This is a genomic window from Collinsella sp. SGI.033 (assembly GCF_050315135.1).
GTDB lineage: Bacteria > Actinomycetota > Coriobacteriia > Coriobacteriales > Coriobacteriaceae > Collinsella.
This window is the reverse complement of sequence record NZ_JBNPOK010000006.1, coordinates 23,989-46,801: the sequence shown is the minus strand read 5'-3', so window position 1 is coordinate 46,801 and position 22,813 is coordinate 23,989. Positions and strand designations below refer to the sequence as shown.

At 56.6% G+C, this 22,813-nt stretch carries 20 protein-coding genes; 16 read left to right on the top strand and 4 right to left on the bottom strand.

Annotation, left to right across the window (positions count from 1 at the left end):
- Positions 1-81: 81 nt before the first annotated feature.
- From ACQRC0_RS03175 to ACQRC0_RS03165, 3 genes are all read left to right on the top strand, one after another.
- Entirely contained in the window at positions 82-1,407 is a 1,326-nt protein-coding gene (locus ACQRC0_RS03175; protein WP_089573123.1) for a 6-phospho-alpha-glucosidase, read from the top strand.
- Positions 1,408-1,431: 24 nt separating this feature from the next.
- Positions 1,432-3,012 (top strand): PTS transporter subunit EIIC, encoded by a 1,581-nt coding sequence (locus tag ACQRC0_RS03170; protein WP_427727686.1) that lies wholly within the window; start codon positions 1,432-1,434, stop codon positions 3,010-3,012.
- A gap of 77 nt (positions 3,013-3,089) precedes the next feature.
- Positions 3,090-3,890 carry a MurR/RpiR family transcriptional regulator gene (locus tag ACQRC0_RS03165; protein ID WP_156600897.1) on the top strand — a complete coding sequence of 267 codons (801 nt, stop codon included), beginning with the start codon at positions 3,090-3,092 and terminating at the stop codon, positions 3,888-3,890.
- A gap of 192 nt (positions 3,891-4,082) precedes the next feature.
- Here the strand turns inward: ACQRC0_RS03165 and ACQRC0_RS03160 are convergent, their stop codons facing one another.
- The gene (locus ACQRC0_RS03160; protein WP_427727684.1) at positions 4,083-5,645 is read right to left on the bottom strand and encodes a PTS transporter subunit EIIC; all 1,563 of its coding nucleotides are present in this window, start codon (positions 5,643-5,645) and stop codon (positions 4,083-4,085) included.
- Positions 5,646-5,727: 82 nt separating this feature from the next.
- Positions 5,728-7,053: a 6-phospho-alpha-glucosidase gene (locus tag ACQRC0_RS03155; protein ID WP_089573127.1), complete on the bottom strand. Its 1,326-nt coding sequence runs from the start codon at positions 7,051-7,053 to the stop codon at positions 5,728-5,730.
- A gap of 298 nt (positions 7,054-7,351) precedes the next feature.
- Here ACQRC0_RS03155 and ACQRC0_RS03150 point away from each other — a divergent pair, with 298 nt between their 5' ends.
- From ACQRC0_RS03150 to ACQRC0_RS03105, 10 genes are all read left to right on the top strand, one after another.
- A complete protein-coding gene (locus ACQRC0_RS03150) occupies positions 7,352-8,101 on the top strand; it encodes a MurR/RpiR family transcriptional regulator (protein WP_117757480.1) in 750 nt (249 codons plus the stop codon).
- A gap of 824 nt (positions 8,102-8,925) precedes the next feature.
- Positions 8,926-10,464 carry an ATP-binding cassette domain-containing protein gene (locus ACQRC0_RS03145; RefSeq protein ID WP_427727682.1) on the top strand — a complete coding sequence of 513 codons (1,539 nt, stop codon included), beginning with the start codon at positions 8,926-8,928 and terminating at the stop codon, positions 10,462-10,464.
- A 361-nt stretch (positions 10,465-10,825) separates the two neighbouring features.
- Positions 10,826-11,149 carry a hypothetical protein gene (locus tag ACQRC0_RS03140; protein WP_117734898.1) on the top strand — a complete coding sequence of 108 codons (324 nt, stop codon included), beginning with the start codon at positions 10,826-10,828 and terminating at the stop codon, positions 11,147-11,149.
- 154 nt (positions 11,150-11,303) lie between these two features.
- Positions 11,304-11,519 carry a hypothetical protein gene (locus tag ACQRC0_RS03135; protein ID WP_117743463.1) on the top strand — a complete coding sequence of 72 codons (216 nt, stop codon included), beginning with the start codon at positions 11,304-11,306 and terminating at the stop codon, positions 11,517-11,519.
- On the top strand, positions 11,520-12,455 hold the full coding sequence (locus ACQRC0_RS03130; protein ID WP_427727680.1) for a hypothetical protein: 936 nt from the start codon (positions 11,520-11,522) through the stop codon (positions 12,453-12,455).
- Between the two features lie 42 nt (positions 12,456-12,497).
- Positions 12,498-12,911, top strand: coding sequence for a hypothetical protein (locus ACQRC0_RS03125; RefSeq protein WP_427727678.1), 414 nt, complete (start codon positions 12,498-12,500; stop codon positions 12,909-12,911).
- A gap of 169 nt (positions 12,912-13,080) precedes the next feature.
- Entirely contained in the window at positions 13,081-13,602 is a 522-nt protein-coding gene (locus ACQRC0_RS03120; RefSeq protein ID WP_117743461.1) for a Rep family protein, read from the top strand.
- Between the two features lie 63 nt (positions 13,603-13,665).
- Positions 13,666-14,271, top strand: coding sequence for a hypothetical protein (locus ACQRC0_RS03115; protein ID WP_117734894.1), 606 nt, complete (start codon positions 13,666-13,668; stop codon positions 14,269-14,271).
- A gap of 72 nt (positions 14,272-14,343) precedes the next feature.
- Complete coding sequence (locus tag ACQRC0_RS03110) at positions 14,344-15,549, top strand: tyrosine-type recombinase/integrase (protein WP_427727676.1); 1,206 nt, start codon at positions 14,344-14,346, stop codon at positions 15,547-15,549.
- A gap of 161 nt (positions 15,550-15,710) precedes the next feature.
- Positions 15,711-16,157, top strand: a complete 447-nt coding sequence (locus ACQRC0_RS03105; RefSeq protein ID WP_117743459.1) for a low molecular weight protein-tyrosine-phosphatase — start codon at positions 15,711-15,713, stop codon at positions 16,155-16,157.
- A gap of 170 nt (positions 16,158-16,327) precedes the next feature.
- Here the strand turns inward: ACQRC0_RS03105 and ACQRC0_RS03100 are convergent, their stop codons facing one another.
- A complete protein-coding gene (locus tag ACQRC0_RS03100; protein ID WP_117763846.1) occupies positions 16,328-16,657 on the bottom strand; it encodes a TIGR04076 family protein in 330 nt (109 codons plus the stop codon).
- Positions 16,650-17,474, bottom strand: coding sequence for a PfkB family carbohydrate kinase (locus tag ACQRC0_RS03095; protein WP_117743457.1), 825 nt, complete (start codon positions 17,472-17,474; stop codon positions 16,650-16,652). The genes ACQRC0_RS03100 and ACQRC0_RS03095 overlap by 8 nt, the downstream gene beginning before the upstream one ends.
- 675 nt (positions 17,475-18,149) lie before the next feature.
- On the opposite strand from ACQRC0_RS03095, the gene ACQRC0_RS03090 reads away from it, so the two are divergent.
- The 3 genes from ACQRC0_RS03090 to ACQRC0_RS03080 are packed head-to-tail and all read left to right on the top strand — an operon-like array spanning position 18,150 to position 22,384.
- Positions 18,150-18,656 (top strand): MarR family winged helix-turn-helix transcriptional regulator, encoded by a 507-nt coding sequence (locus tag ACQRC0_RS03090; RefSeq protein WP_427727674.1) that lies wholly within the window; start codon positions 18,150-18,152, stop codon positions 18,654-18,656.
- Entirely contained in the window at positions 18,649-20,472 is a 1,824-nt protein-coding gene (locus ACQRC0_RS03085; RefSeq protein WP_427727672.1) for an ABC transporter ATP-binding protein, read from the top strand. The genes ACQRC0_RS03090 and ACQRC0_RS03085 overlap by 8 nt, the downstream gene beginning before the upstream one ends.
- The gene (locus ACQRC0_RS03080) at positions 20,465-22,384 is read left to right on the top strand and encodes an ABC transporter ATP-binding protein (protein WP_427727670.1); all 1,920 of its coding nucleotides are present in this window, start codon (positions 20,465-20,467) and stop codon (positions 22,382-22,384) included. Before ACQRC0_RS03085 ends, ACQRC0_RS03080 begins: the two co-directional genes overlap by 8 nt.
- Positions 22,385-22,813 lie beyond the last annotated feature (429 nt).

Sequence of the window (22,813 nt, the reverse complement as noted above, 5' to 3'; positions counted from 1 at the left end):
TCGCAATCTGAAAATCGATAGAATCGCAGGTAGAGCTTTCGTAGTCTGAAATGGTCAATCCACACGAAAGGGGTTTACCACATGGACAAGAAAGCAGTTGTAATCGCCGGGGCCGGCAGCACCCACACCCCTGGCATCATCCAGAGCCTATTGCAGAAGAAAAACGAATTACCGCTGCGCAAACTCGCCCTGTACGACATCGACGAAAAGCGCATGCATCTCGTCTACGACATCATGAAGCAGTTCATCGAGCAGGAAGCTCCTGACATCGAAGTTGTCGTGACGACCGATCCCGAAAAGGCATTCACCGATGTCGACTTCGTCTTCGCGCAAATCCGCCAGGGTGGCCTTCAGATGCGTCGCCAGGACGAGCGCATCCCTCTCAAGTACGGTTGCGTGGGACAGGAAACCTGCGGCGCCGGCGGTTCGATCTCCTATGGCATCAGGTCTATCCCCGGCGTCTTCGACCTCGTACGCTACGCCAAGAAATACAGTCCAGACGCCTGGATCCTCAACTATTCCAACCCCGCCGCAGTTGTCGCCGAGGCCACGCGTCGCGAGTTTGGCAACGACCATATCCTTAACATCTGCGATATGCCCACGGCTATCTTGCTCTCGTACTCTAAGATGCTTGGACTTCCCAGCTGGCGCGATATCGACCCCATGTATTTTGGACTCAATCACTTTGGCTGGTTTACCAAAATCTACGACAAGCAGGGGCGCGATCGTCTGCCGGAGCTTCGTCAGATGATTCTCGAGCACGGCATGGCCGTGAGCGACAAGCATCACAAGGACAAGGACTGGATGCACACCTGGGGTCAATACGTCAAGATTGTGAAGGACTATCCCGAGTATCTGCCCAACAGCTACCTGCAGTACTACCTGTACTCCAAAGACATGGCAGATGACATGGACCCCAACTGGACGCGCGCCGACAACGTCATCAACGGACGCGAGAAGGAGATGTTTGCCGAGCACGACAAGTACCTGGCAGATCCCGCCAATTACAAGAGCCCCGTACAGAGCTTCACGGTCTTTGGCGACTTTATCGTCGACGCAGCCGCCTCTATCGCCTACAACAAGTGCGAACGTTATCTCGTAATCGTCGAGAATAACGGCGCCATCCCCAATCTGCCCGACGACGCCATGGTCGAGGTTCCCGCCTACCTGCGCTCTTGGGGCCCCGAACCCATCAGCCAGCCTGCTATCCCCACCTTTTACAAGGGGCTTATCGAAGAGCAGAATGCCAGCGAAAAGCTCGCCGTCGACGCATATTACGAGCATTCCTACCAGAAGGCGCTCGAAGCCATCGCAATCAACAAGACCGTCCCTTCGACTACCGTCGCGCGCCAAATCCTCGACGACCTGATCGAAGCGAACGGCGATTATTGGCCGACCCTGTCCTAACTCCCCGCGCATCGAAGGAACATCATGAAAGAAAGCAAGCTCTACACCGAGTTCCAGAGACTCGGCAAGGTGCTCATGGCGCCGGTCCTCCTCCTGCCCGTTTCCGGCATTTTGGTCGGTCTGGGCTCCGCCCTTTCCAATGCTAACCTCATCTCGCTCTGCCCGTTTTTGGGCACCGAGCCGATGGTGATCTTTAGCACGCTCATCAAAGCAGCCGGCAACGTTATCAATGGTAACATCTCGGTTCTCTTTGCGATCTGCATTGCCTACGGTTACGCCAAGGCCGAGAAGGCGACCGCCGCACTCTCAGGCTTCATCGGCTACATGACCATGAACACGATCATGGGTCAGCTGCTTATCCTGCTGGGCATCATCGATCCCGCCAACCTGCAGACCGGTCAGAACGCCATCCTGGGCGTAACCACACTCGACACCGGCGTATTCGGCGGCATCATCATCGGCTTGGTAGTCGCGTGGATCCACAACCGATTCTATAAGGTGCAGCTTCCGCCGGTGCTCGGCATCTTCAACGGCACACGCTGCGTCCCCGCCCTCACCGTCGTTTTCGCGAGCCTGGTGGGCGTTGCGCTCGCCTTCGTGTTTCCGTTTGTGCAAACCGGCCTAAAGGCCGCCTCGACACTCATCGATTCCACCGGGGTGTTTGGCGCGTTCATCTATGGCTTCTCCGAGCGCATGCTTCTGCCCTTCGGCCTGCATCATTTCATCTACCTGCCGTTTTTCTTCACTTCTCTGGGCGGTAGCATCCAGGTTGACGGCCAGACCGTCGAGGGTGCTGTCAACATCTACAACGCCATGCTCAACACGCCCGGCATGATGTACGACATCGACATCTCAAAATACGTCATGAACGGCAAGGTGCTGTTCGCCATGTGCGGCCTGCCCGCGGCGGCGCTCGCCATCTACCACTGTGCCCGTCCCGAGAATAAAAAGAAGGTCGGCTCCCTCATGATCGCCGCCGTCATTCCGGCCGCCATCATGGGCATAACCGAACCGCTCGAGTACTCCTTCCTCTTTGTAGCGCCCGTACTCTATGTGGTCCACGCCCTGCTGTGCGGCATCGCGTATGTACTCACCTACCTGGTACAGTTCAATGTGCCCGGGCCTTCCGCCTTCGGCGGACCGCTCCTCTCGTGGATCTTCAACGGCATCATGAACGCCGACAAAGGCTCCAACTGGTTCTGGCTTATTCCGCTCGGCATCGCTTACTTCGGGATCTATTACGTGCTGTTCCGCACCTTTATCAAGAAATTTGACCTCAAAACCCCGGGCCGCGAGGATGATGACACGCAGGCAGCGGATGACACGTCGGCCATCGACTCCAAGGCACCTGTCCAGGTAAGCGACCTCATCCCGCAGATCGTGGATGCCGTGGGCGGCGCCGATAACATCTCGGGCGTCAACGCCTGCTTCACCCGCCTGAGGCTCAGCCTCAAAGACACCGCCCTGGTCAAGGACGATAGCGTCTTCACCAAAAACCTCGGCGCCAGTGCCATCGTGCACGTTGGCGGCGGCGTTCAGATCGTTTACGGCAATAAGGCTTCTGTCTACAAAGTCGAAATGAGAGAATACTTGGGCATGGAATAAATCCGTCCCATAGCTTCACCACAATGCTCCGGAGATGGCATATCCGCTCCGGGGCATTATTGTTTGGAGTGATTTGAATGTCGATGTACGAGGTCTATTCGAACCTCAGGTCTTGTATCGAAGACGTCGAGAAGGGCGGCAGCCTTGACGCCCACATCGCACTCTACGCCCTTTCCCATCACGACGAGGTCCCAGAGCTCTCAATAGAAGAACTTGCCCGCGCATGCAATACATCGCCCGCGACCATCTCGCGCTTCTGCAGGCGCGTAAACGGCTCGAGCTTTCGATCGTTCAAAGAGCAAGTTGACGACTTCAACGCTTGGCTCCAGCGTGAGACAACCGAGACAAGGGCTCATAAGCAAATCGATATACCCTGGTATTTCGATATCGTAGAGACCTCTTTGCTTGAAACAAAACGCCTGCTCACTGAGGATCGACTCGAGCGGGCCGTTGACTGGCTTCTCGATGCGCAAAATGTCTACGTATACGGAAGCTCATTCTCCAATCTCGTCGCCCGCTCACTCTGCGAAAAGCTGAGCCGCGTAAACCGACTGTGCTTCTCATTTGGCTCCGTCAAGGGACAGGAGACGTCGCTCTGTCTGCTCCAACCCGACGATCTAACCGTCTTTGTATCGTTCTCAGGGAAGACGAGCCATATCTTCAATCTTTACGTTGAGGCCAAGCGGCGAGGTTGCCGCGTTATTTGGATATCGAGCAACATGGCATTCGATAACAACGGGGCACGTGAGCTCTTGCTACCCGTAAGCGCGGAGTCACTCAGCGAGTACTCGACCGCCCTGGTAGAGGGCATGAGCCTACAAAGCGCGGTTAACGCTCTGTATATCAGCTGTGCAAATCGACTTCGGGCGCAGCGCTAGCCGCAAACACGCTAGGACCGAAAAGAACGCACCTCACCATCGCAAGGCTTCCGAATACACGATAGGCAGTGCCAAAAGAGAGCAGCAAGCGCATCATGTACTTGCCCATTCGCCCCAAAACAGCACAGGTCGGCGCCCGATTGAAGAATCGGACGCCGACCTGTATTAATCTTGATCGTGTGTTTGGGGCGTTTATTCCATACCCAGCAGCTCGCGCATCTGGGTTGCGTAGTTAGATGCCATGTTGCCGTAGACAATCTGCACGCCGCCGTTAACATGCACGATGCCACGCGCTTCGAGCTTTTCGGTAAACTCGGCGTCATCAACCACCTTGTCACAGTCATTGAGCTGGATGCGCAGACGGGTGAAGCAGGCCTCGACAGACTTAATGTTGTTGTCGCCGCCCACTGCCTCAACGATGGCGGGAATGAGGTCGCTGATCACGGTCTTGGGAGCCTTTTCGGCCTCATCGTCGGACTCTTCCTCGCGGCCGGGGGTCTTAAGGCCCTTCTTAAGAATGATGAACTTGAAGACGAAGTAGTACACCACGAAGTAGATGGGGCCGAGGAACAGGATAACCTGCCAGTTGGAGCCCTTGGCTGCACCCATAATGCCGTTAAAGATCAACGACAAGAGCGGGCCGCCAAAGGATGCGGAGCCGGCCACGTTGAACTGCAGGATATAGGTCAGCGCATAGGCAAGACCAGCCATGAGAGCGTGGAACACGTAGAGGATGGGCGCGATAAACAGGAAGGAGTACTCGAGCGGCTCGGTAATGCCGGAGAGGATGCAAGGCACCACGATGGCAATCATGAGCGCTGCGGTCTTCTTCTTGTTCTTGGGAAGCGCCGTCTTGTAGAAGGCGAGTGCAGCACCGGGCAGGCCGAACATGGCGAAGATAACCTTACCGTTCATGACAAAACGGCTGACCTCGATGTTAAACGGCGTGCTAGGAGAGCCCAGGATCGCGTTGTAGATATTGATAGCGCCCTGAACGGTCTGGCCGTCGATGGTCTCGACGCCACCGAGCGACGTGAAGAAGAACGGTAAATAGACAAAGTGATGCAGACCAAAAGGCAGGAGCATGCGCTCGCCAGCGCCGTAGACAAATGCACCAAAGGCACCCGTAGTCTTGATGAACTCGGACAGCGCACCGAGAGCGTTCTGGATAAACGGGAAAACAAAGGACATGACCAATGCGAGGACACTGCATGAGAGCAGCGTTACCGCCGGAATAAAGCGCGTGCCGTTGAAGATGGAGAACACGGCAGGCAGCTCAATCTTGTAGTAACGGTTATGCAGCCATGCGACGATTGCACCCACCAGAAGACCGCCGATAACGCCCGTGTCGAGCGTGGTGATACCGAGGATCGTGCTCTGACCCGTCGTAAGATTGGCGGGATCGATAACGCCGGTCGCCGTGAGGAACGTGCCCATCACGGAGTTCATGCACATGTAGCCCAAAAAGCCACAAAGCGCCGCGGTAGCCTTCTCGGACTTGGCGAAGCCATAGGCGAGACAAATCGAGAAGATAACCGGGATGTTGCTCATAACGATGCCGGCTGCGGCCTTAAGAATCGAAAAGAAAATCGCAAAGCCCGGAGCAGCAAGCCAGGGAACAGCTGCCGTAAGGGTGGGGCTGGTAAAGGCATTGCCAAAGCCCTGAAGGATGCCGGCGATTGGCAGGATCAGGACAGGCGTCATGAGGACTTTGCCCAGGCGCTGGAACTTTGCCAGCAGCTCATCTTTGTTCATGGGATACCCCTCTTAAAGAAACGGGGCGTGCAGTTCTACAACCCACACGCCCCATAACAGTTATCAAACGCTATGGAACTAGCTACTTAAGCTCCGGCCAGTAATCCTTATTGGCCTCGATGAGCTTATCGAGCACCTTACGCGCCTTCTTTGCGTCACCGACCAGACGATTAAGCGTGAGTGCCTGCAGGGCCTTCTCGTAGGAACCCTCCATCCAAGCCTCAACAGTCAGGCGCTCATAGGCGTACTGGTTCTCCATAAGACCGCGATAGAAGGTGCCAATCTTGCCAACAGCATAGGGCTGCGGGCCATTGGCGCCCACGCTTGCCGCGACCTCGACCATGGCGTCATCGGGCATACCCTCGATAATGCCGTTGTTGGGCACGATGACAATGAAGGTCTTATTGGTGTTGCGATAAATGGCCGAGGTGATTTCCACGATCATATCGCCATGAGCATCGTTCTGCACAACCGAGGAGTTCTTTGCGGTGCCGACTTTGGCAACACGCTCGCACTCGGCGAACACGCGCTTCTCACGACCGTTGATAACCTCGTCGGAGCGAGTGTAGTCGGGGTCGAGGTGAGCGACCTTGTACTCGGGATACAGATAGTACTGCAGATAAGTGTTGGGCAGATAGTCGGGGAAGTCCTCGAGCATGTCCTTGACCATGGCGTAGGTATCAAGCCAGGACTGGTCACGCTGCTCGGCATCGGCAGGAAGGAAGCCGTTCTTCTCCGTGTACTCCTTAATCTGCGGGACGAGGTCATGGCCCTCTTCATCGTAGATGTGCTTGAACCAACCGAAGTGATTGAGGCCAAAGTACACGGGCTCCGTCTTGCTCATATCGCGACCGAGCAGGCGACCGTAAGAGCGCATGAGGTTGACAGGCTGGTCGCAGATGTTGAGAACGCGATGCTCATCGGGCAGGACGCGCTCGAGACCATATGCCACAATAGCAGCCGGATTGGTGTAATTGATAATCCACGCCTCCGGGCTATGGGCGCGAACGTCGTTGACGATCTCAACCATGTCATGCATGGAGCGCATACCGTAAGCCATGCCGCCAGGGCCCACCGTTTCCTGGCCGATGATTCCCATATGCAGCGGAATCTTCTCGTCCTTGCTACGCATCTCGTAGCCGCCGGTACGAATCTGGCAGAGCACAAAGTCGACGTCGGTGTAAGCCTCGTCCTTATCGGTGGTGTAACCAAACTCCACACCGGGCTCCTCTTCGGCGAAGAGGATCTTGCCAAACTCGCCGATCGGACGCTGGCGCTCGGCATCGATGTCATAGAGCATCACGCGGTTCAGCGGCAGAATGTCCATGTGCTTGGTCAGGGCTTTAAGAATGCCAGGGCACCACGTGGAGCCGCCGCCAACGATCACAATATTGAGCTTATCCTTCATGTTCCGTCCCTCCAGGGTTGGCTGATCGGTGTTCTCGAAGACCTTGGGCTCCGCGGCTGTCCTCGGCTTGCTTCGTTTCGATTGGTATTTTGCGACATAAGGTCATTTGCAAGTCCCCGTGTGGGCCAATGCGAAACGGGGACACATGATTTCGCTCACGACACAGATATGTGTAGGCAGACACGCGCGTTTGCCCAGTTCATGGGCAATAGGCAATCTTGACCGATTACCGATTTCTCACCTGGCTACACAAAGCGGTACCATATGTACGGCGAGGTGCGAGGGGCTGAAACATCTTATGAAAGATCAAGAATCTTTTTATGATCATGTGCGAGCTGGCGAGAGCAAGCTCAACGATCTCGAAAGCGAGATCATGCGCTACATCATCGAGCTGCGTGATGATATTGACGATGTCACGCTTAAGAGCGTTGCCGAACGGTTCTTCGTCGCTCCCAATACAATCGTCAGGCTTGCCCACAAGCTTGGCTTCTCGGGGTTTACGGAGCTCAAACAATCGTATTCCGCCTCGCTCGATCGCAATCGATTCACTATCGAGGCACTTCCTCTTGATACCCAGCTCGTACAGACCAAAGATCTGCTTAACGACCGGGTCATCGATTCGGTTGTGAGTCTTATCCAGGACGCCTCGCATATCGTGTTCTTCTGCTCGGGCTTTTCGAAATACCCGTGCCTCGAGATGGCTGAAAAGCTCAAAATAATGGGCAAGAATACCGACACGCTCAGTGAACGCCACGTCATGAGGCATTACGCAGAACTCCTCGGCAAAAACGACCTGGTCTTCAGCGTTTCCGTAAGCGGCGAGACGCAGGTGTCTATTGACGCCACATCGATAGCCAAAACGCGCGGGTGCAAGGTCGTCACGCTCACCGGCTTTTCTCGAAATTCCCTCTCGAAACTAGCCGACTACCCCATCTACACCGTGCAAAAAGAAATCCGCTTGGGCAGCATGGACCTCGACAGTCGATTGATGTTCTATTACGTTTTCGAATTGATATTTGAGCGCTACTTCAAACTGGCCAAGAAATAAAACTTGGCATGCGCCCGGCTTCGACTCTTTAGCAGCCTTCTATATGAAAGGTATCGCCCTATGCAACGCGTACTGTTTATCTGCCATGGGAACATCTGCAGATTCAGAAAAATGCCTAGCTAGTTAGGATCCCGGCGAACCATATCGCGTACCTTACGACGTTTTTACGACTTTGAGCCCCGATGCGATATTGCCGTGATGGAGAAAAGCAACTCCTTTCGCCTTTCCCCAGTAGCTGAAGAACGGAGAATCGAGCATAAGCATTCCTTTCCGGTCGTCTCAAACCTCTGCAATTTGGAGGGTAAATCGCGAAAGCTAATATCTCAAACACCAGAAAAATCAAGTCGATGACCTCGCTCAACATTCACGATGCCCACCATCGCATGCTAGTTACAAGAAGCGGATGCACTAGTATTCTTTCAATCGACTTGCAAACCCCTTCAAGCGTCCAACGCAATGGCGTGCTTTCAGACGCAACGCCTCCTTGCGTCCGCATTATTGCTTTGTTAGACTCTACGGAAGAATTCAGCGCAGGCCCATATGCCAAGCCAGCGCCCCGGAAAGGAAAAGGATTCGTGAAGCTGTAGACGATACATATCGACGCCAATTTGCAAATTGCCATCTATCCAAGAATAAATCTGGCTGCACATTTGTCGTATCGTCTTTTCACTGATCCTCGTATATCCTAAACACTACCCTTGCGAGCATTGCCGTCGACTCATTTTCTTTCAGCTTGACTCGAGTCGACGGGCGTTCACGTTGGTCGGAACGAGCCAATCAGAGCATATGCGGCAAAACGCGGCCTCCCATGCCGAGGAGGCACAATGTCAAGAACCAATTTGAACAGCTCCACCACCCTCGTTCTTTCCCATATTACTTATGCATATCCTGGCAGCGCAATGCCCGCACTCGACAACGTGTCGGCGACATTTGCCCCCGGCTGGCACGGCATCGTCGGAGACAACGGGTGCGGGAAATCAACTTTCGTCCGCATTGCGTGCGGACTTCTGATTCCAGATCGCGGCGTCGTTTCACCGCGTCTCGTCTCCGCATATTGCGCGCAAGAAGCCGGAGTCGAACCGCCCATGCTCTTCGATTTTGCGTGCGACTTCGCCCCGGCGACCACGCACCTCAGAAGGATGCTCCGCATCACCGATGATATGCTCTGGCGTTTTTCCGAGCTCTCCGGTGGCGAGCAGAAGAAAATTCAAATAGCCGTCGCGCTTTGGCAGAATCCCGATCTTCTGGCAATGGATGAACCGACTAACCATGTGGACGCAGAATGCAGAAGGCAGATTTGCAAAGCACTCGCCGAGTACAAGGGTATTGGCCTCCTCGTCTCGCACGACCGTGCGTTGCTCGACTCCTTGGCAAAGGACTGCCTGTGCTTTGAGTCGGGGCACGTCACCATGCGCCCCGGCAACTACTCCCAAGCTCGCTCGCAGGCGAATCTGGAGCGCGAAAGCGCGGCGCGGGCCAAATCGATTGCGCGATCCGAAGAAAAGCGCATGAAGGCTGAGTATATCAGGCGCGTTGAAAACGCCTCACGGTCCGCATCCAAGAGAAGCGCCCGTCATGTCGATCCGAAGGATCACGACGCGAAAGCACGAATCAAACTCGCCATTCTCACTGGCAGAGACGGCGTTGCGGGCAAGCTCGCTTCGCGCATGGACTCCCGAATCCAGCGCACGCAAGCCGCCGTCGACGCCCACCATGTCGAAAAGCGCTACGAAAGCACCTTGTGGATGGAAGCGCAACCCAGCCCGCGCAAAACACTGATTCACGTCAGCTCAGATCGCATACCGTGCGGCCCGAGGCAATCTTTGCGGGTTCCCGAGATTTATCTGGGAAATACCGATCATCTGGGCATAAGCGGCCCCAACGGAGCGGGGAAAACAACACTGGTCAAGCATATCCTGGAGATATTGGAAGGCCGCAAGGCCACGGGATTGGACATTCGCACGCTGTATATCCCTCAGGAAGTCGACGATTCATCCTCAATTGAATTCCTCTCGGAAATCAAGGACCTGCCCCAAGCCGAACGTGGAGCCCTGCTTTCGATCGTTGCGCAACTCAATTCGGATCCCGAACGAATATTGTCCGGCGAGAACATCAGCCCGGGGGAGCTGCGGAAGCTCATGCTCGCCCGCGGTATACTAGATGCCCCCGAAATCATCGTCATGGACGAACCCACGAATCACCTGGACCTGCACTCGGTGGAGGCACTCGAGCGAGCGCTTTCCGCCTTTCCCGGCGCGCTTGTTTTGGTGAGCCATGACGAGCAGTTCCTCTCGGCCTCATGCCCCCTCCGCTTGGATTTGGCCCCAGAAGAGGAGCACACTATTGGTCAGCCCCTCCTCTAGCGCTCAGGCATGTCTTCTGCAAGCCGCCTTCTTCTGATATCCCCTCCCCCGTTTTGCAAGCAACTCAGCGCAAATGGCCCATCCCCCTCAGCCTGAAGGCTCAGCGACACCAACGATACCGACGATTCAATATCTGGATGTCCATATTTGCCCCATCTGGGTGATTATTAAATTGTGTTTGTTCCGTGATTGAATACTTTGTCATCATTACGCCCCACTTCTTCTCATCAGAGGACGTCGAGAACGACAGGTCCTTGCGAAATAATCCCAGCTCAGAAGCTTATGGCATGATGTGCTCACCGAGTGCTCGATGACGGTTGACGAATCGTCGGTAATATCCAATTTTTGGAAAGAGGTGTGTATGACCCGACCGAAGATCATGCGCGGACCGTTTGAATGCGGCTCCATCTCAACAACCAGTACGGCAATGTCGTCTATAAAGGAGTCTTCGGCGAGCATGCCGACTTGTTCTGAACGAGCTGTTCGACATGCCCTGAAGGCCGAAGAGATGTTCTCTCGCGTCATGTATCGCCAGATTCTTTGTGCCCACACGAAGCTCCATGGGGCAATGTTTGGGGACGATGATCTTCATGCCGCAACAAGAAATGTCGAGGAGATCTTGCGCAACGTCCTGCGCCTCTATCTCGATGTCCACGGCGAGCCGCAACGCGGAGTCAGCAAATAATTGGATTGAGAGGAGTTCGAGTATGAGGAAATTGAATCAGTTTATGAAGTTCGATTGGGAAGCTTTTGCGAAAGGCAAGCGTTTCCTTTGTGTCGGAGGTGGTAAATGGGTTGATTAAAACACCAAAGAGCATCGCGGCACCAAGATCGACGTGGTGATCACAACCGATAACACGCAGTATCACCAAAACGAAGGCGAGGTGGTCAGCAATCGTTTCGAGAAGCTTTCCATCAAGGTTTCGAACGATATCGAGATTCCCGTCAATCAGCACGTCATTCCCACCGGCGTGGTCGCAAAGGTTTACGGTGATTATCGCAACCAGTTGTCCATCACGGCGGACGGCATTACCGTCATCCCCGCGAAGGGCTAGGTGATTGTGGTGCGTTACTCCAGTGGCGCACCGGCGATCGTGTATTCGACCCCCAGCGCAAAGCTTTGTGTGCTGGGGGTCGCTTTATTTGCGGTCGCCGCGTGCGTTTATTGCATCGGGCTATTCGTGAACACCATTCTTGCGCCCATCGCCATAGAGCCCAGTACGGTGATGGCGTTTGGCGGCAACCTTACCTCCGCAGCGGCCACTCTTAGCCTCGCTGGGACCATGTTGTTTGCGGGAGGGATCACACATTACGTCATGCTATCTGAATCAACACGGTTGCATGCACGCATTAGGAAGGGGCTCTTTGATCCACGTTACGGGAATCCTCTACACCTGCGAGAAGGCGAGCTTCTTCCCGACATCTCTTGCAAAGAGACGGCTCCTGGACAGTTCGAGCTCGCCATCTCAACCTCATCCTCAACGGCAGAAGAAATATCGAAGATGGGACCTAGCATTAGCTCCCGACTTCGCGGAAGGTTCTCCCGCTACGCCGTCGTACTTGCCGAAGCAGACGTCGCATGCAATCAAGTGACCTTCTTCCTTGAAGATGTGACGTTGCATCGAGAGATCAAGGCATCGCGTGTCGAGGATTTGTGCCCGGCGAACGCCTACGAATTCCGCGTTCAAAACGGCACGAGCATCGACCTCCGCACCTCCGGTTCCATGCTCATCGCTGGAAAGACCACGGGCGTGATCGCCCTCTTGCTCCAAGCCCTGTTGGCTGGTCCTGACGGACACGGATCGCAAGTCCTCATCATAGACCCCAAGCAGGCCGAGCCCTCCCGACTTCCTCGCGTGGTTTCACTGAATGCTGACGGGGACGCTCGCGCAATCCTGTCTGCGTTATCACGGTTCGCCGACAGCATCAAAGAGCGACAGAGCTTCCTCAACGACAGGTCGACAGAGACGGGAGACGCCGTGCACTGGTGAGATGCGGGGCTTCACGTTTCGCTTCTCTTCATGGATGAGTACGTGGCACTCCGCACGCTGTTTCCCAAGCGCGCGAGCAAGGAGGACCCCGATTACTGCCTCGCAACGTTTGATGGGCTGGTGAAGCGCATCGTAACGATGGGGGCGAGCGCGGGCTGCTACGCCATCATCTCGATCGCCGAGGCGTCTGTTGAGGAGGGGGGCTTGCCGTCGATGCTGCGCTCGGCGTGCAGCACCCGCGTCCTCTTCAAGCCGACGCTTCCCGAGGCGCGGCTCATATGGGGCGCGGAACGCCTGCTCGACCTCGGTGCACCTCGCACCTTCTCCCCGGGCGACGCTTGGTTCAGCAGTACGGACGGGGCGCACGACCGCATCGGCTTTGTGCATTTTCCGATCATGGACTTCCCCGTGTACCGCGAGCTTGGGCGGCTCCTTGACCTGTACTTCAGAGAATAACCACCGCGGGGTCCGCTTCGCGCAGCAAAAGCGGACCCCGTCGATTGTTCCATTACTTGAAATTCTGCTCATTTATGCGCCTTGGGGAGCTTGTTATCCCAAGGCGCACCCTCGGGCGCGTTCCAAAATCGTCCCGAAATAGCTCATTTACGAGAAAGGACTCGGAACCATGACCAATTCTCTGCCCATGAAGACCCGCGCGATGATGTACGAGCAGCAGCTCGATCACCTGCCCCGTCTTGTGGACGAAATGTACCGAAGAATCGAAACACTCGCCCCGAAGCGCTATGCGGGCATCGTGCACGACAGCGACACGACGGACGCGGGACGTCCGGCAGCCGCGCATCTTCACGTGATGATGGAGTTCCAGAATCCGCGCTCGCTCAATAGCATCGCGAAGCTCCTTGGAGATAAACCTGAGCGCATCGAGGCTTGGAAGGCAGGTGTGGAAAACGGTTTTTCCTACCTGTGCCACAGAACGGATGGCGCACGATCCAAGCATCAGTACGACCCCAAAATCGTGCGCTCCAATTTCGATTACCCAGCGCTACTTGCTTCTATTGAGTCGCGCGTTGCTCGAACGAGGTCCCATAGCAGCATCAAAGTCCTTCTCGATGACCTTCTCGAAGGTCGTATCGACAAGGAGTCCTTGATCTCTCAGCTCTCCGGATCCGAATATGCCCGGACATAGCGTCAGATCGAAGACGTTTATGCACGCCGCCTTCAGGTTCAGGCCCGGGAATGGCGGGGGTTGATGCTCAAGGGCGAAAGAAGGGTGGAATCAGTTTGGATCTTCGGGCCTGCTGGAACGGGGAAGTCCACCCTCGCAAAGCTCTATGCGAAGCGGAAGGGCGAACCGTTCTTCGTCTCTGGATCTACGAGAGACATCTTTCAGGGGTATGAGGGCAAGCACACGGTGATTCTTGACGAACTTCGTCCCTCATCCATCCCCTACGCCGACCTGCTTCGCATCACGGATCCCTATGCGATGGAGCATGAGGTGATGGCACCGTCCCGATATTCCGACAAAGCGATAGCCGCCGATCTCGTAATCGTCACGACGCCCTACAGCCCCTTGGAATTCTATGGAGAACAGATGCGCCGATCCGCGACTTATCGTCCGCAAAACGATGTCGACGGATTTGGTCAACTTGAGAGGCGCCTCTCCGTCGTTGCGGAGATGCAGACGAGGGAGATCTGTCTCTCTGAGTTTAGGCACGATCTCGACGGATACTGGCCGGTCGAAGGTTCCTCTCGTACAAACCCATATTCGAGTTATGCGCGAGGACTCGCCCCCTCGTCCTGCGCCAACGCTCTTTATAAAGAGCTTCTCGACACCGTTTCGCACTTGACAGCTTAACCAATCGGGCCCCGTGCGATAATCTTGAAATATCGCATCGGGGCTCTTTTCTGAACAGGAAGGAGCCTGCTAGTGACTGTGAGAAAAGACAGCAAAGGGCGAATCCTCAGACGCGGGGAAAGCCAGAGAAAAAACGGCCGTTACTGCTTCATGTATGTGGATGCAAGAGGTAAAACGCGGAGCGTCTACTCGTGGACCTTGACAACTCATGATCTAACTCCGAAGGGGAAGAAAGCCAGTCCGTGCTTGCGCGCGTTGGAGCATGAGATCCAGCGCGATCTGCTTGATAAGGTCGCGCCGAACAATATGACAGTCTACGAACTCGCATCTCGTTACACTGAAACAAAGACTGCCGTGAAACAATCCACTCGAGCCGCCTACAAGACAATCCTCAATTTTCTTGCTACAGATGAATTCGGCTCGCGACGAATATGCGGTGTCACCTCCCTTGATGCCAAGGAATGGCTCATCAACCTGCAAAAAATCCACGGCAAGCGCTATAGCACAATCCATAGCATCCGTGGTGTTCTGAGACCGGCGTTTCAACTGGCAGAGGAGAACAGCCTGATTCGCCGAAATCCCTTCTATTTCGAGCTCGCAACGATACTGACAAACGACATGGTTACACGCAAGGCCTTGGCCACTAACCAAGAACGCAGATTTCTTGCTTTCGTGGAGGGCGATGAACACTTTCACCGCTATCGTGACGCCATCTACATCCTTCTAAATACGGGCCTGCGCATTTCTGAATTCTGCGGTCTTACCGTCGAAGACCTTGATTTCAAAAACGGAAGCATTCGGGTAAACAAGCAACTTCAGCGGACCAGCAACATGCGATACTACATCGAACGTCCCAAGACGGAGAGCGGGATCCGCTATGTTCCCATGACTCAAGCCGTGACAGAGTGTTTCAGGAGTATCCTTGCGCAACGTCTAAAGCCTTCGAGTGAGCCGGTCGTTGACGGTGTTAGCGGTTTTCTGTTTCTTGATAAAAACGAGATGCCGCGTGTTGCCCTGCACTGGGAGAAGTACTTCCACCACGCGATAGAGAAACATAATCGCATCTACAAGGATGAGCTTCCCAAAATCACACCACATGTCTGCCGACATACCTTCTGCTCGAAGATGGCACGCAGGGGAATGAACCCTGCGAAGCTAAAATGCATCATGGGCCACTCCGACATCAACGTGACTTTTAACACATACACCCATCTTGATTTCGACGACGTCAGAGAGGATATGCTGAAAATTGGATGCAAAGGACGGTCAACATTGTGACAACAAGTCGTAAACCCTCGTTCTTTACGACAATTCTTACGACGCTGGAAAGAAGAATAATCCGCTCATTTATGAATCAATTTGATATTCTGTCCTTGACGAGGGATCAAAAAGCAGTGCGATTATCTGCGAAAACTCTGATATTCGAGAGGTTTTAGCCAATGCGCAAAATCCTATTTGTCTGTCATGGGAACATCTGTCGCTCGACGATGGCTGAGTCGGTGTTTGCCGAGCTGGTGCGCCGTGCTGGGCGCGAGGCGGAGTTCGTCATTGATTCTGCCGCGACCTCGACCGAGGAGATTGGCAACCCTCCGCATCATGGCACCGTCGCCAAGCTGCGCGAGGTCGGGATTCCCGTCGTTGCGCACCGCGCGCGCCAGGTTCGTCGCGCGGAGTATGGTGACTGGGACCACATCGTCTATATGGATGCCGAGAACGCGCGCGGCCTGCGTCGCATCTTCGGCGACGATGCCGACGGCAAGATTTCGCGGCTGCTGGATTGGACCGATCGCCCCGGCGACGTCGCCGATCCCTGGTACACCGGCAACTTCGATGCCACCTACCGCGATGTGCTCGCCGGCTGCACGGCCATGCTCGAGCAACTGTAGGCGCCCGGGCGGCGCGGATGCGTGAGCCACGCCATCGGCATAAAATGAGCGTGGATAATCTCCCGCATACAAATTGAGCGTGGATAATCTCCCACTTTGAACGCAAAACGGCGCTCTAAACGGGAGATTATCCACGCTCATTATCTTGGTGGGAGAAAATCCACGCTCGATTACTCGTCGACGATCTCGGCGAGCCAGACGTTCAACGTATCGACCTCGGGGCAGCAGAACTTTGCCGTACCGGGCTCGTTGCCGGGCACGGTTCCGCCGTAGCGCAGGATGTCGATATAGGGAAAGCCCACATGGCAGGCCATGGAGCACATCTTGCCGCGATCGCGGTCGAAGTCGAAGACGTCGCCGGGCTTGTGGCCATGGTGGCAGCGGCACGTGCCCAGCTGGTCCACGCAGCTAATGCGGATACGTGGGCGCTTGCCGCGTGGCGCGCCGAGCGACTTGCCCTCGCTCGCGGGCTCGGGGCCGCTTTCGCTGGCGCTACTCATGGTCGATCACATCCAGGCAAGCCTCGATGGGCAGGCCGGCAGACTTGTCCTCCTGGTCAGCGTTGCGCTCGATAAGCTCGGCCACCACACGCATGGCATCGGCCGTTGCGTGCTGCAGGCTCCAGCCAGCCATAACGCGACCGACGAGCACCGCCGAGAACGTGTCACCGGTGCCCGGGAAATAGACCGGGATCAGGTCGAAGGGAATCGTGAAGTACTCCCCCGCCACGTGGTCGTAACCGATGACGGCGTTCGTGCCGTCGACCACAGCGCTCGTAATGACCACCGACTTGGCGCCCAGCGCGCGCATGGCGTCCACAAGGGCGTGGGCCTCGTCAGGCGTGATTTGCTCGGCAATGGGCGTGTCGGTGAGCAGGCACGCCTCGGTATAGTTGGGCACCGCATAGTCGGCGCACTCGAGCAGATGCCTCATGAGACCGATCGTGGACTCGGGCACACCGGCGTAAAGTTTGCCGTTGTCGCCCATGATGGGGTCGACGAATACCTTGGTGCCCTTTTGCGCGCGGCGGTGGCAAAAGTCTGAGATGATGCGCGTCTCTTCTTCGGTCACGATAAAGCCAGTGGAGATGGCGTCGAACTCAAAGCCGAGCTCTTCCCAGATGGCGAGACTCTGACGCACGTACTCCGTGGTGTCGTGGATGTAGAACTTGGGGTAGTTGAGCGTATCGGACACAAGTGCCGTCGGCAGGTTGTGGATACGGTAGCCCATGTGCGACAGCACCGGAAGCATGGCGGAAAGCGCGACCTTGCCATAGCCGCACATATCGTTGATCAGCAGCAGCTGAGTGTTCTTCATGAGTGTCCCCCTTGGGTCGGGAGCGGCGCGGCGGCGCCACAGTGCGACTAAGTGTAGCGCAGGGAACGCTACGGACGAAAGCTTGCGCCGTGGAGGACAGTTTGTTGCGGAAAGGTTTCGGAAACGAGGGGCTAGCCTGCTTCATTGCGGCCCATTCGCCGCCACTCATTCAGTGCCATTTCAAAACTACACCGGATTACGGGGCTGAACCTGAATGAGCCAACCACACCCCTTATTTTCAAATCATAGCGAACCTTCTACCTGCGGTTTTCTTTTTACCAATTTCGGCATGGTCGGCAATCCGTCATTCAGCCCCGTAATCCGGCATAGTTTTTAAGTTAGTCGTTGGGGACGTTCTTAAACGACTAGTCAAACAAGAACGTCCCCAACGACTATCCCAACAAGGGCAACGCCGATGTTTTGGCGAAGTCAGCGAAAACCCGCCAGAGTGAGCAAGGTGCCTTGAAACGAGGCGGCATTGACCTTCTGGTCATGCCGCCGAAGTTGAAAGGCAGATTGCCGCTCTGGCGGGTTTGCAGCGTCGAGCCGTTACGCGGTTTGGTAAAACCGCGTAACCACTAGTTTGGTACCTTGACTTTGATTTCTCACGCTCCTAAATTGGTTAGGCACAAAACAATTCCACTACCTAACTAAAGAAAGGAGCAGCACTAATTTATGTGCGATGAACCTCTTAGCCTTTGTTCGCACGAGCCCGGCGGCGACCCGTCACAGCCGGCGGATGTATCCGAAGCGGCTAGCTCGGAAGACAAGCTTGCCAAGCGCATCCTCAATAACCTGGGCTTTTGCGGCCATTACATGCATTTTCATGGCGGAGGCGTGTCCGGCAAGGCGCCCATCATCTGCCTACTGGCCAAGCAGCCCGGCGGCGAGATGTCGCAGCAGGAACTCGGCATGCACTTCGGCCTCAAGCCGGGGTCGCTTTCCGAGATCCTGTCCAAGCTCGAGCTCAACGGCCTCATTGAGCGCAGCCGTAACCCCAAGGATCGACGGCAACTCACCATTCGCCTGACCGAAACCGGCCGGGAAAACGCCCGCATCGACCAGGCGGCCCGCATCCGCTTTAGAGAACGGGCCTTTAGCGCGCTCACCCACGACGAGCGCGAGCAGCTCGCCGAAATGCTCGATAAAATCCGCAAAACCTGGGAGGAACTGGATGATTAAAACCCTTATGGGCAGCATCCGCGATTACATGAAGGTCACGATCGCCACGCCGCTGCTGGTGCTTGGCGAGGTAATCTGCCAGATGATGATCCCGTTTATCACCGCCGACATGATCGACGCCATCAAGGACGGCACCGCCGTTACCGAGATGCTGCCCACCGCCGGCCTTCTCGTACTCATCGCGCTGACGTCACTCGCCTTTGGCGCCGCCGCGGGCATCACCTGCAGCCATGCCAGCTGCGGCTTTGCCAAGAACCTGCGTCGCGACCTGTTCTACAAGATCCAGACGTTCAGCTTCGCCAACATCGATGAGTTCTCGACCTCCTCGCTCGTCACGCGCCTCACCACCGACATCAACAACGTGCAGCAGGCCTTTATGATGCTCATCCGCATCGCCGTGCGCTCGCCGCTGGTGCTGGTCTTTGCCTTTACCATGGCATACGCCATGGGCGGCAGCGTCGCCATGGTCTACCTGGTCATCATTCCGCTGCTGGGCTTTGGCCTGTTCTTTATCATCTATAAGGTGCGCCCGATCTTTACCCGCGTGTTCCGCAAGTACGACGCGCTCAACGAATCGGTCGAGGAAAACGTCACCGGCATGCGCGTGGTCAAGAGCTACGTGCGCCAGGACTACGAGAAGGAGAAGTTCGCCACCGCCGCGCGCGACGTCCAGATGGACTTCACCCGCGCCGAGAAGTTGCTCGCCTTCAACAACCCCATGATGAACATCTGCGTCAACGGCGCGTTCGTCGTCATCATCTACCTGGGCTCCAAGCTCATCATCACGAGCCAGGGCACCCTGTTCGATGTGGGCCAGCTCTCCTCCATCTTTACCTACGGCTTCCAGATTCTGATGAGCCTAATGCAGCTGTCGATGATCTTTGTCATGGTGACCATGGCAGATGAGTCGGCGCACCGCATTACCGAGGTGCTGGCCGCCGAGCCCACGATCGCTAACCCGACCGAGCCCGTGCACGAGGTTGCCGACGGCTCCATCGACTTCGATCACGTGAGCTTTAAGTATTCTGCGCATGCGAAGCGCCAGGCGCTCGACGACATCGACCTGCACATTACGAGCGGCGAGACCATCGGCATCATCGGCGGTACCGGCTCGGCCAAGTCCACGCTCGTAAACCTCATCGCCCGCCTGTACGACGCCACCGAGGGCACCGTGCGCGTCGGCGGCGTGGACGTGCGCGACTACGACCTGGACGCGCTGCGCCACCAGGTAGCCATGGTCCTGCAGAAAAACGTGCTGTTTAGCGGCACCATCGCCGAGAACCTGCGCTGGGGCGACCCGAACGCCACCGACGAGGAAGTCCGCGAGGCCGCACATCTGGCCTGCGCCGACGAGTTTGTCGACGGCTTCCCCAAGGGCTACGACACCTGGATCGAGCAGGGCGGCTCCAACGTTTCCGGCGGCCAGAAGCAGCGCCTGTGCATCGCGCGTGCCCTGCTGCGTCGCCCCAAGATCTTGATCCTGGACGACTCCACGAGCGCCGTCGACACCAAGACCGACGCCAAGATCCGCGAGGGCCTGGCGAGCTACCTGCCCAACACGACCAAGCTCATCATCGCCCAGCGCATCAGCTCCGTGCAGGACGCCGACCGCATCATCGTCATGGAGGGCGGCCGCATCAAGGACATCGGCAACCACGATGAGCTGCTCAAGACGAGCGAGGTCTACCGCGAGACCTTTACCTCGCAAAACAAGATGTCTGCCGAGGGCGAGGACGCGGGCGAGACCGCCGCAGCCGACACCGAGGCATCCGCACCGCAAGCTCAGACCCAGGAAGGAGGCGAGGCACATGAGTAAGGCCGCTACCGCCGAGCGCGCGCGCAACCGCAAGGGCGGCACCATGACGCGCCTGATCAAGATGCTCTTTGGCTTCTACCCGGTGCTTTTGCCCCTCGTCGTCGCCGGCGTTGTGCTCTGCGCCATCATCAACTCCATCGGCGCGACGTTTCTCCAGAGCGCGCTGCAGGTCATTAGCGAATCGTGGCAGTCGGGCGACTGGACGGCCGCGCAGCCCAAGATTCTGAAGCTCGTGACCACCCTCGGCTGCATCTACGCCGTGGGCGTCGCCTCCTCGCTCTTCTGGAACCGCGCCATGGCCGTCATCACGCAGGGCTCGCTCGAGAAGCTGCGCGAAAAGATGTTCAACCGCATGCAGGACCTGCCGATTCGCTACTTCGACACGCACCAGCGCGGCGACATCATGAGCCACTACACCAACGACATCGACACGCTGCGTCAGATGATCAGCCAATCGCTGCCCAACCTGCTCATGACGATCATCGTCATCGTCACCGTGTTCTTCATCATGCTGTATTACAGCGTGTGGATGTGCCTGGTCATCATTGCCGGCGTCGCCTTTATGACCTTTATGACCAAGCTGCTCGGCTCCAACTCCGCGCGCTTCTTTATCGCGCAGCAGACCGAGCTCGGCGTGGTCGAGGGCCATATCGAGGAAGTCATGAACGGCCAGAAAGTCGTCAAGGCGTTCTGTCACGAGTCCGCTGCCGAGGCCGATTTTGACGAGCGCAACGAGAAGCTCTTCGAGGTCTCGCAGAAGGCCAACATGTACGCCAACATCCTCATGCCGATCCTCGGGAACCTGGGCGACTTGCTCTACGTGCTGGTCGCGCTGGCGGGCGGCATTTTCCTGGCGCTGGGCGTGCCCAACCTGAGCATCTCGGGCATGACGCTGTCCATCGCCGTCGTGGTGCCGTTCCTCAACATGACCAAGCAGTTCTGCGGACAGATCGGTCAGATCTCGCAGCAGATCAACGCCGTGGTCATGGGCCTTGCCGGCGCCGAGCGCATCTTTGAGCTGCTCGACGAGGAGCCCGAAGCCGACGAGGGCTACGTGACGCTCGTCAACGCACAGGTGAACCCCGAGACCTGGCAGCTCGAGGAAGCCGACCACCGCACCGGCATGTGGGCATGGAAGCACCCGCACCGCGCAACCGGCGAGATCGAGTACGTGCCGCTGCGCGGCGACCTGGTCATGGACAACGTCGACTTTGGCTATACGCCCGACCACGAGGTGCTGCACGGCGTGTCCGTATATGCCAAGCCGGGCCAGAAGGTCGCGTTTGTCGGTGCCACCGGTGCCGGTAAGACGACCATCACCAACCTCATCAACCGCTTCTACGACATTGCCGACGGCAAGATCCGCTACGACGGCATCAACGTCAACAAGATTCGCAAGTCCGACCTGCGTCGCTCGCTGGGCGTGGTGCTGCAGGACGTGAACCTGTTCACCGGCACTGTGATGGACAACATCCGCTACGGCAACCTGGACGCCACCGACGAGGAGTGCATCGCGGCGGCCAAGCTCGCGGGCGCCGACGACTTTATCACCCGCCTGCCCGACGGCTACGACACCATGCTCACCGGCAACGGCGCGCAGCTGTCGCAGGGCCAGCGCCAGCTGATTTCGATCGCACGCGCCGCCGTCGCCGATCCGCCGGCAATGATTCTGGACGAGGCCACGTCGAGCATCGACACCCGCACTGAGGCCATCGTGCAAGCAGGCATGGATAAGCTCATGGAGGGCCGCACGACGTTTGTCATCGCGCACCGCCTGTCCACCGTGCGCAACGCCGACGCAATCATCTGCCTGGACCACGGCCGCATCATCGAGCGTGGCAACCACGACGAGCTGATCGCCAAGCGCGGATATTACTACCAGCTCTATACCGGAGCGTTTGAGCTGGAGTAGCTCAAAACAGCCCCTACGCTCCCAACGGAGCTCCCCGAGGGAGACGGGGTGTTTACTCCGTGCTCAAACATTCTCGCTTCGCTGCGAAACCGCGCGCGGAGCAAACATCCCGTCTCCCTCGGGGAGCTCCTGCGCACACGGTCTTTTCTCGCAGCCTGAAAAGAAGTGGTGAGGCCCTGGCCGTTTGGCCGGGGCCTCGTTTTGTAAGGATGATTTGGGAGGTGGTGGAGGAACAGTGTTTTTGGGACGGGGCTAAATTAGCTGGTTCTCCATCCCAATATCGATGAATCAACAAATCGCAACTGAGCCCTAATCCAAAAACAGCTAATTTAGCCCCGTCCCAAAAAGACTGGTCAAGCTAACGGAACGCCGTAGCTAAAAAAGCCCCGTCCCAAAAAGACTGCTTTGGCAGAACGTCGGGTGGTATCC

Coding starts and splice junctions, on each gene's coding strand:
- ACQRC0_RS03175 (WP_089573123.1), top strand. CDS start 82: ATGGACAAGAAAGCAGTTGTAATCGCCGGGGCCGGCAGCACCCACACC.
- ACQRC0_RS03170 (WP_427727686.1), top strand. CDS start 1,432: ATGAAAGAAAGCAAGCTCTACACCGAGTTCCAGAGACTCGGCAAGGTG.
- ACQRC0_RS03165 (WP_156600897.1), top strand. CDS start 3,090: ATGTCGATGTACGAGGTCTATTCGAACCTCAGGTCTTGTATCGAAGAC.
- ACQRC0_RS03160 (WP_427727684.1), bottom strand. CDS start 5,645: ATGAACAAAGATGAGCTGCTGGCAAAGTTCCAGCGCCTGGGCAAAGTC.
- ACQRC0_RS03155 (WP_089573127.1), bottom strand. CDS start 7,053: ATGAAGGATAAGCTCAATATTGTGATCGTTGGCGGCGGCTCCACGTGG.
- ACQRC0_RS03150 (WP_117757480.1), top strand. CDS start 7,352: ATGAAAGATCAAGAATCTTTTTATGATCATGTGCGAGCTGGCGAGAGC.
- ACQRC0_RS03145 (WP_427727682.1), top strand. CDS start 8,926: ATGTCAAGAACCAATTTGAACAGCTCCACCACCCTCGTTCTTTCCCAT.
- ACQRC0_RS03140 (WP_117734898.1), top strand. CDS start 10,826: ATGACCCGACCGAAGATCATGCGCGGACCGTTTGAATGCGGCTCCATC.
- ACQRC0_RS03120 (WP_117743461.1), top strand. CDS start 13,081: ATGACCAATTCTCTGCCCATGAAGACCCGCGCGATGATGTACGAGCAG.
- ACQRC0_RS03115 (WP_117734894.1), top strand. CDS start 13,666: ATGCTCAAGGGCGAAAGAAGGGTGGAATCAGTTTGGATCTTCGGGCCT.
- ACQRC0_RS03105 (WP_117743459.1), top strand. CDS start 15,711: ATGCGCAAAATCCTATTTGTCTGTCATGGGAACATCTGTCGCTCGACG.
- ACQRC0_RS03100 (WP_117763846.1), bottom strand. CDS start 16,657: ATGAGTAGCGCCAGCGAAAGCGGCCCCGAGCCCGCGAGCGAGGGCAAG.
- ACQRC0_RS03095 (WP_117743457.1), bottom strand. CDS start 17,474: ATGAAGAACACTCAGCTGCTGCTGATCAACGATATGTGCGGCTATGGC.
- ACQRC0_RS03090 (WP_427727674.1), top strand. CDS start 18,150: ATGTGCGATGAACCTCTTAGCCTTTGTTCGCACGAGCCCGGCGGCGAC.
- ACQRC0_RS03085 (WP_427727672.1), top strand. CDS start 18,649: ATGATTAAAACCCTTATGGGCAGCATCCGCGATTACATGAAGGTCACG.
- ACQRC0_RS03080 (WP_427727670.1), top strand. CDS start 20,465: ATGAGTAAGGCCGCTACCGCCGAGCGCGCGCGCAACCGCAAGGGCGGC.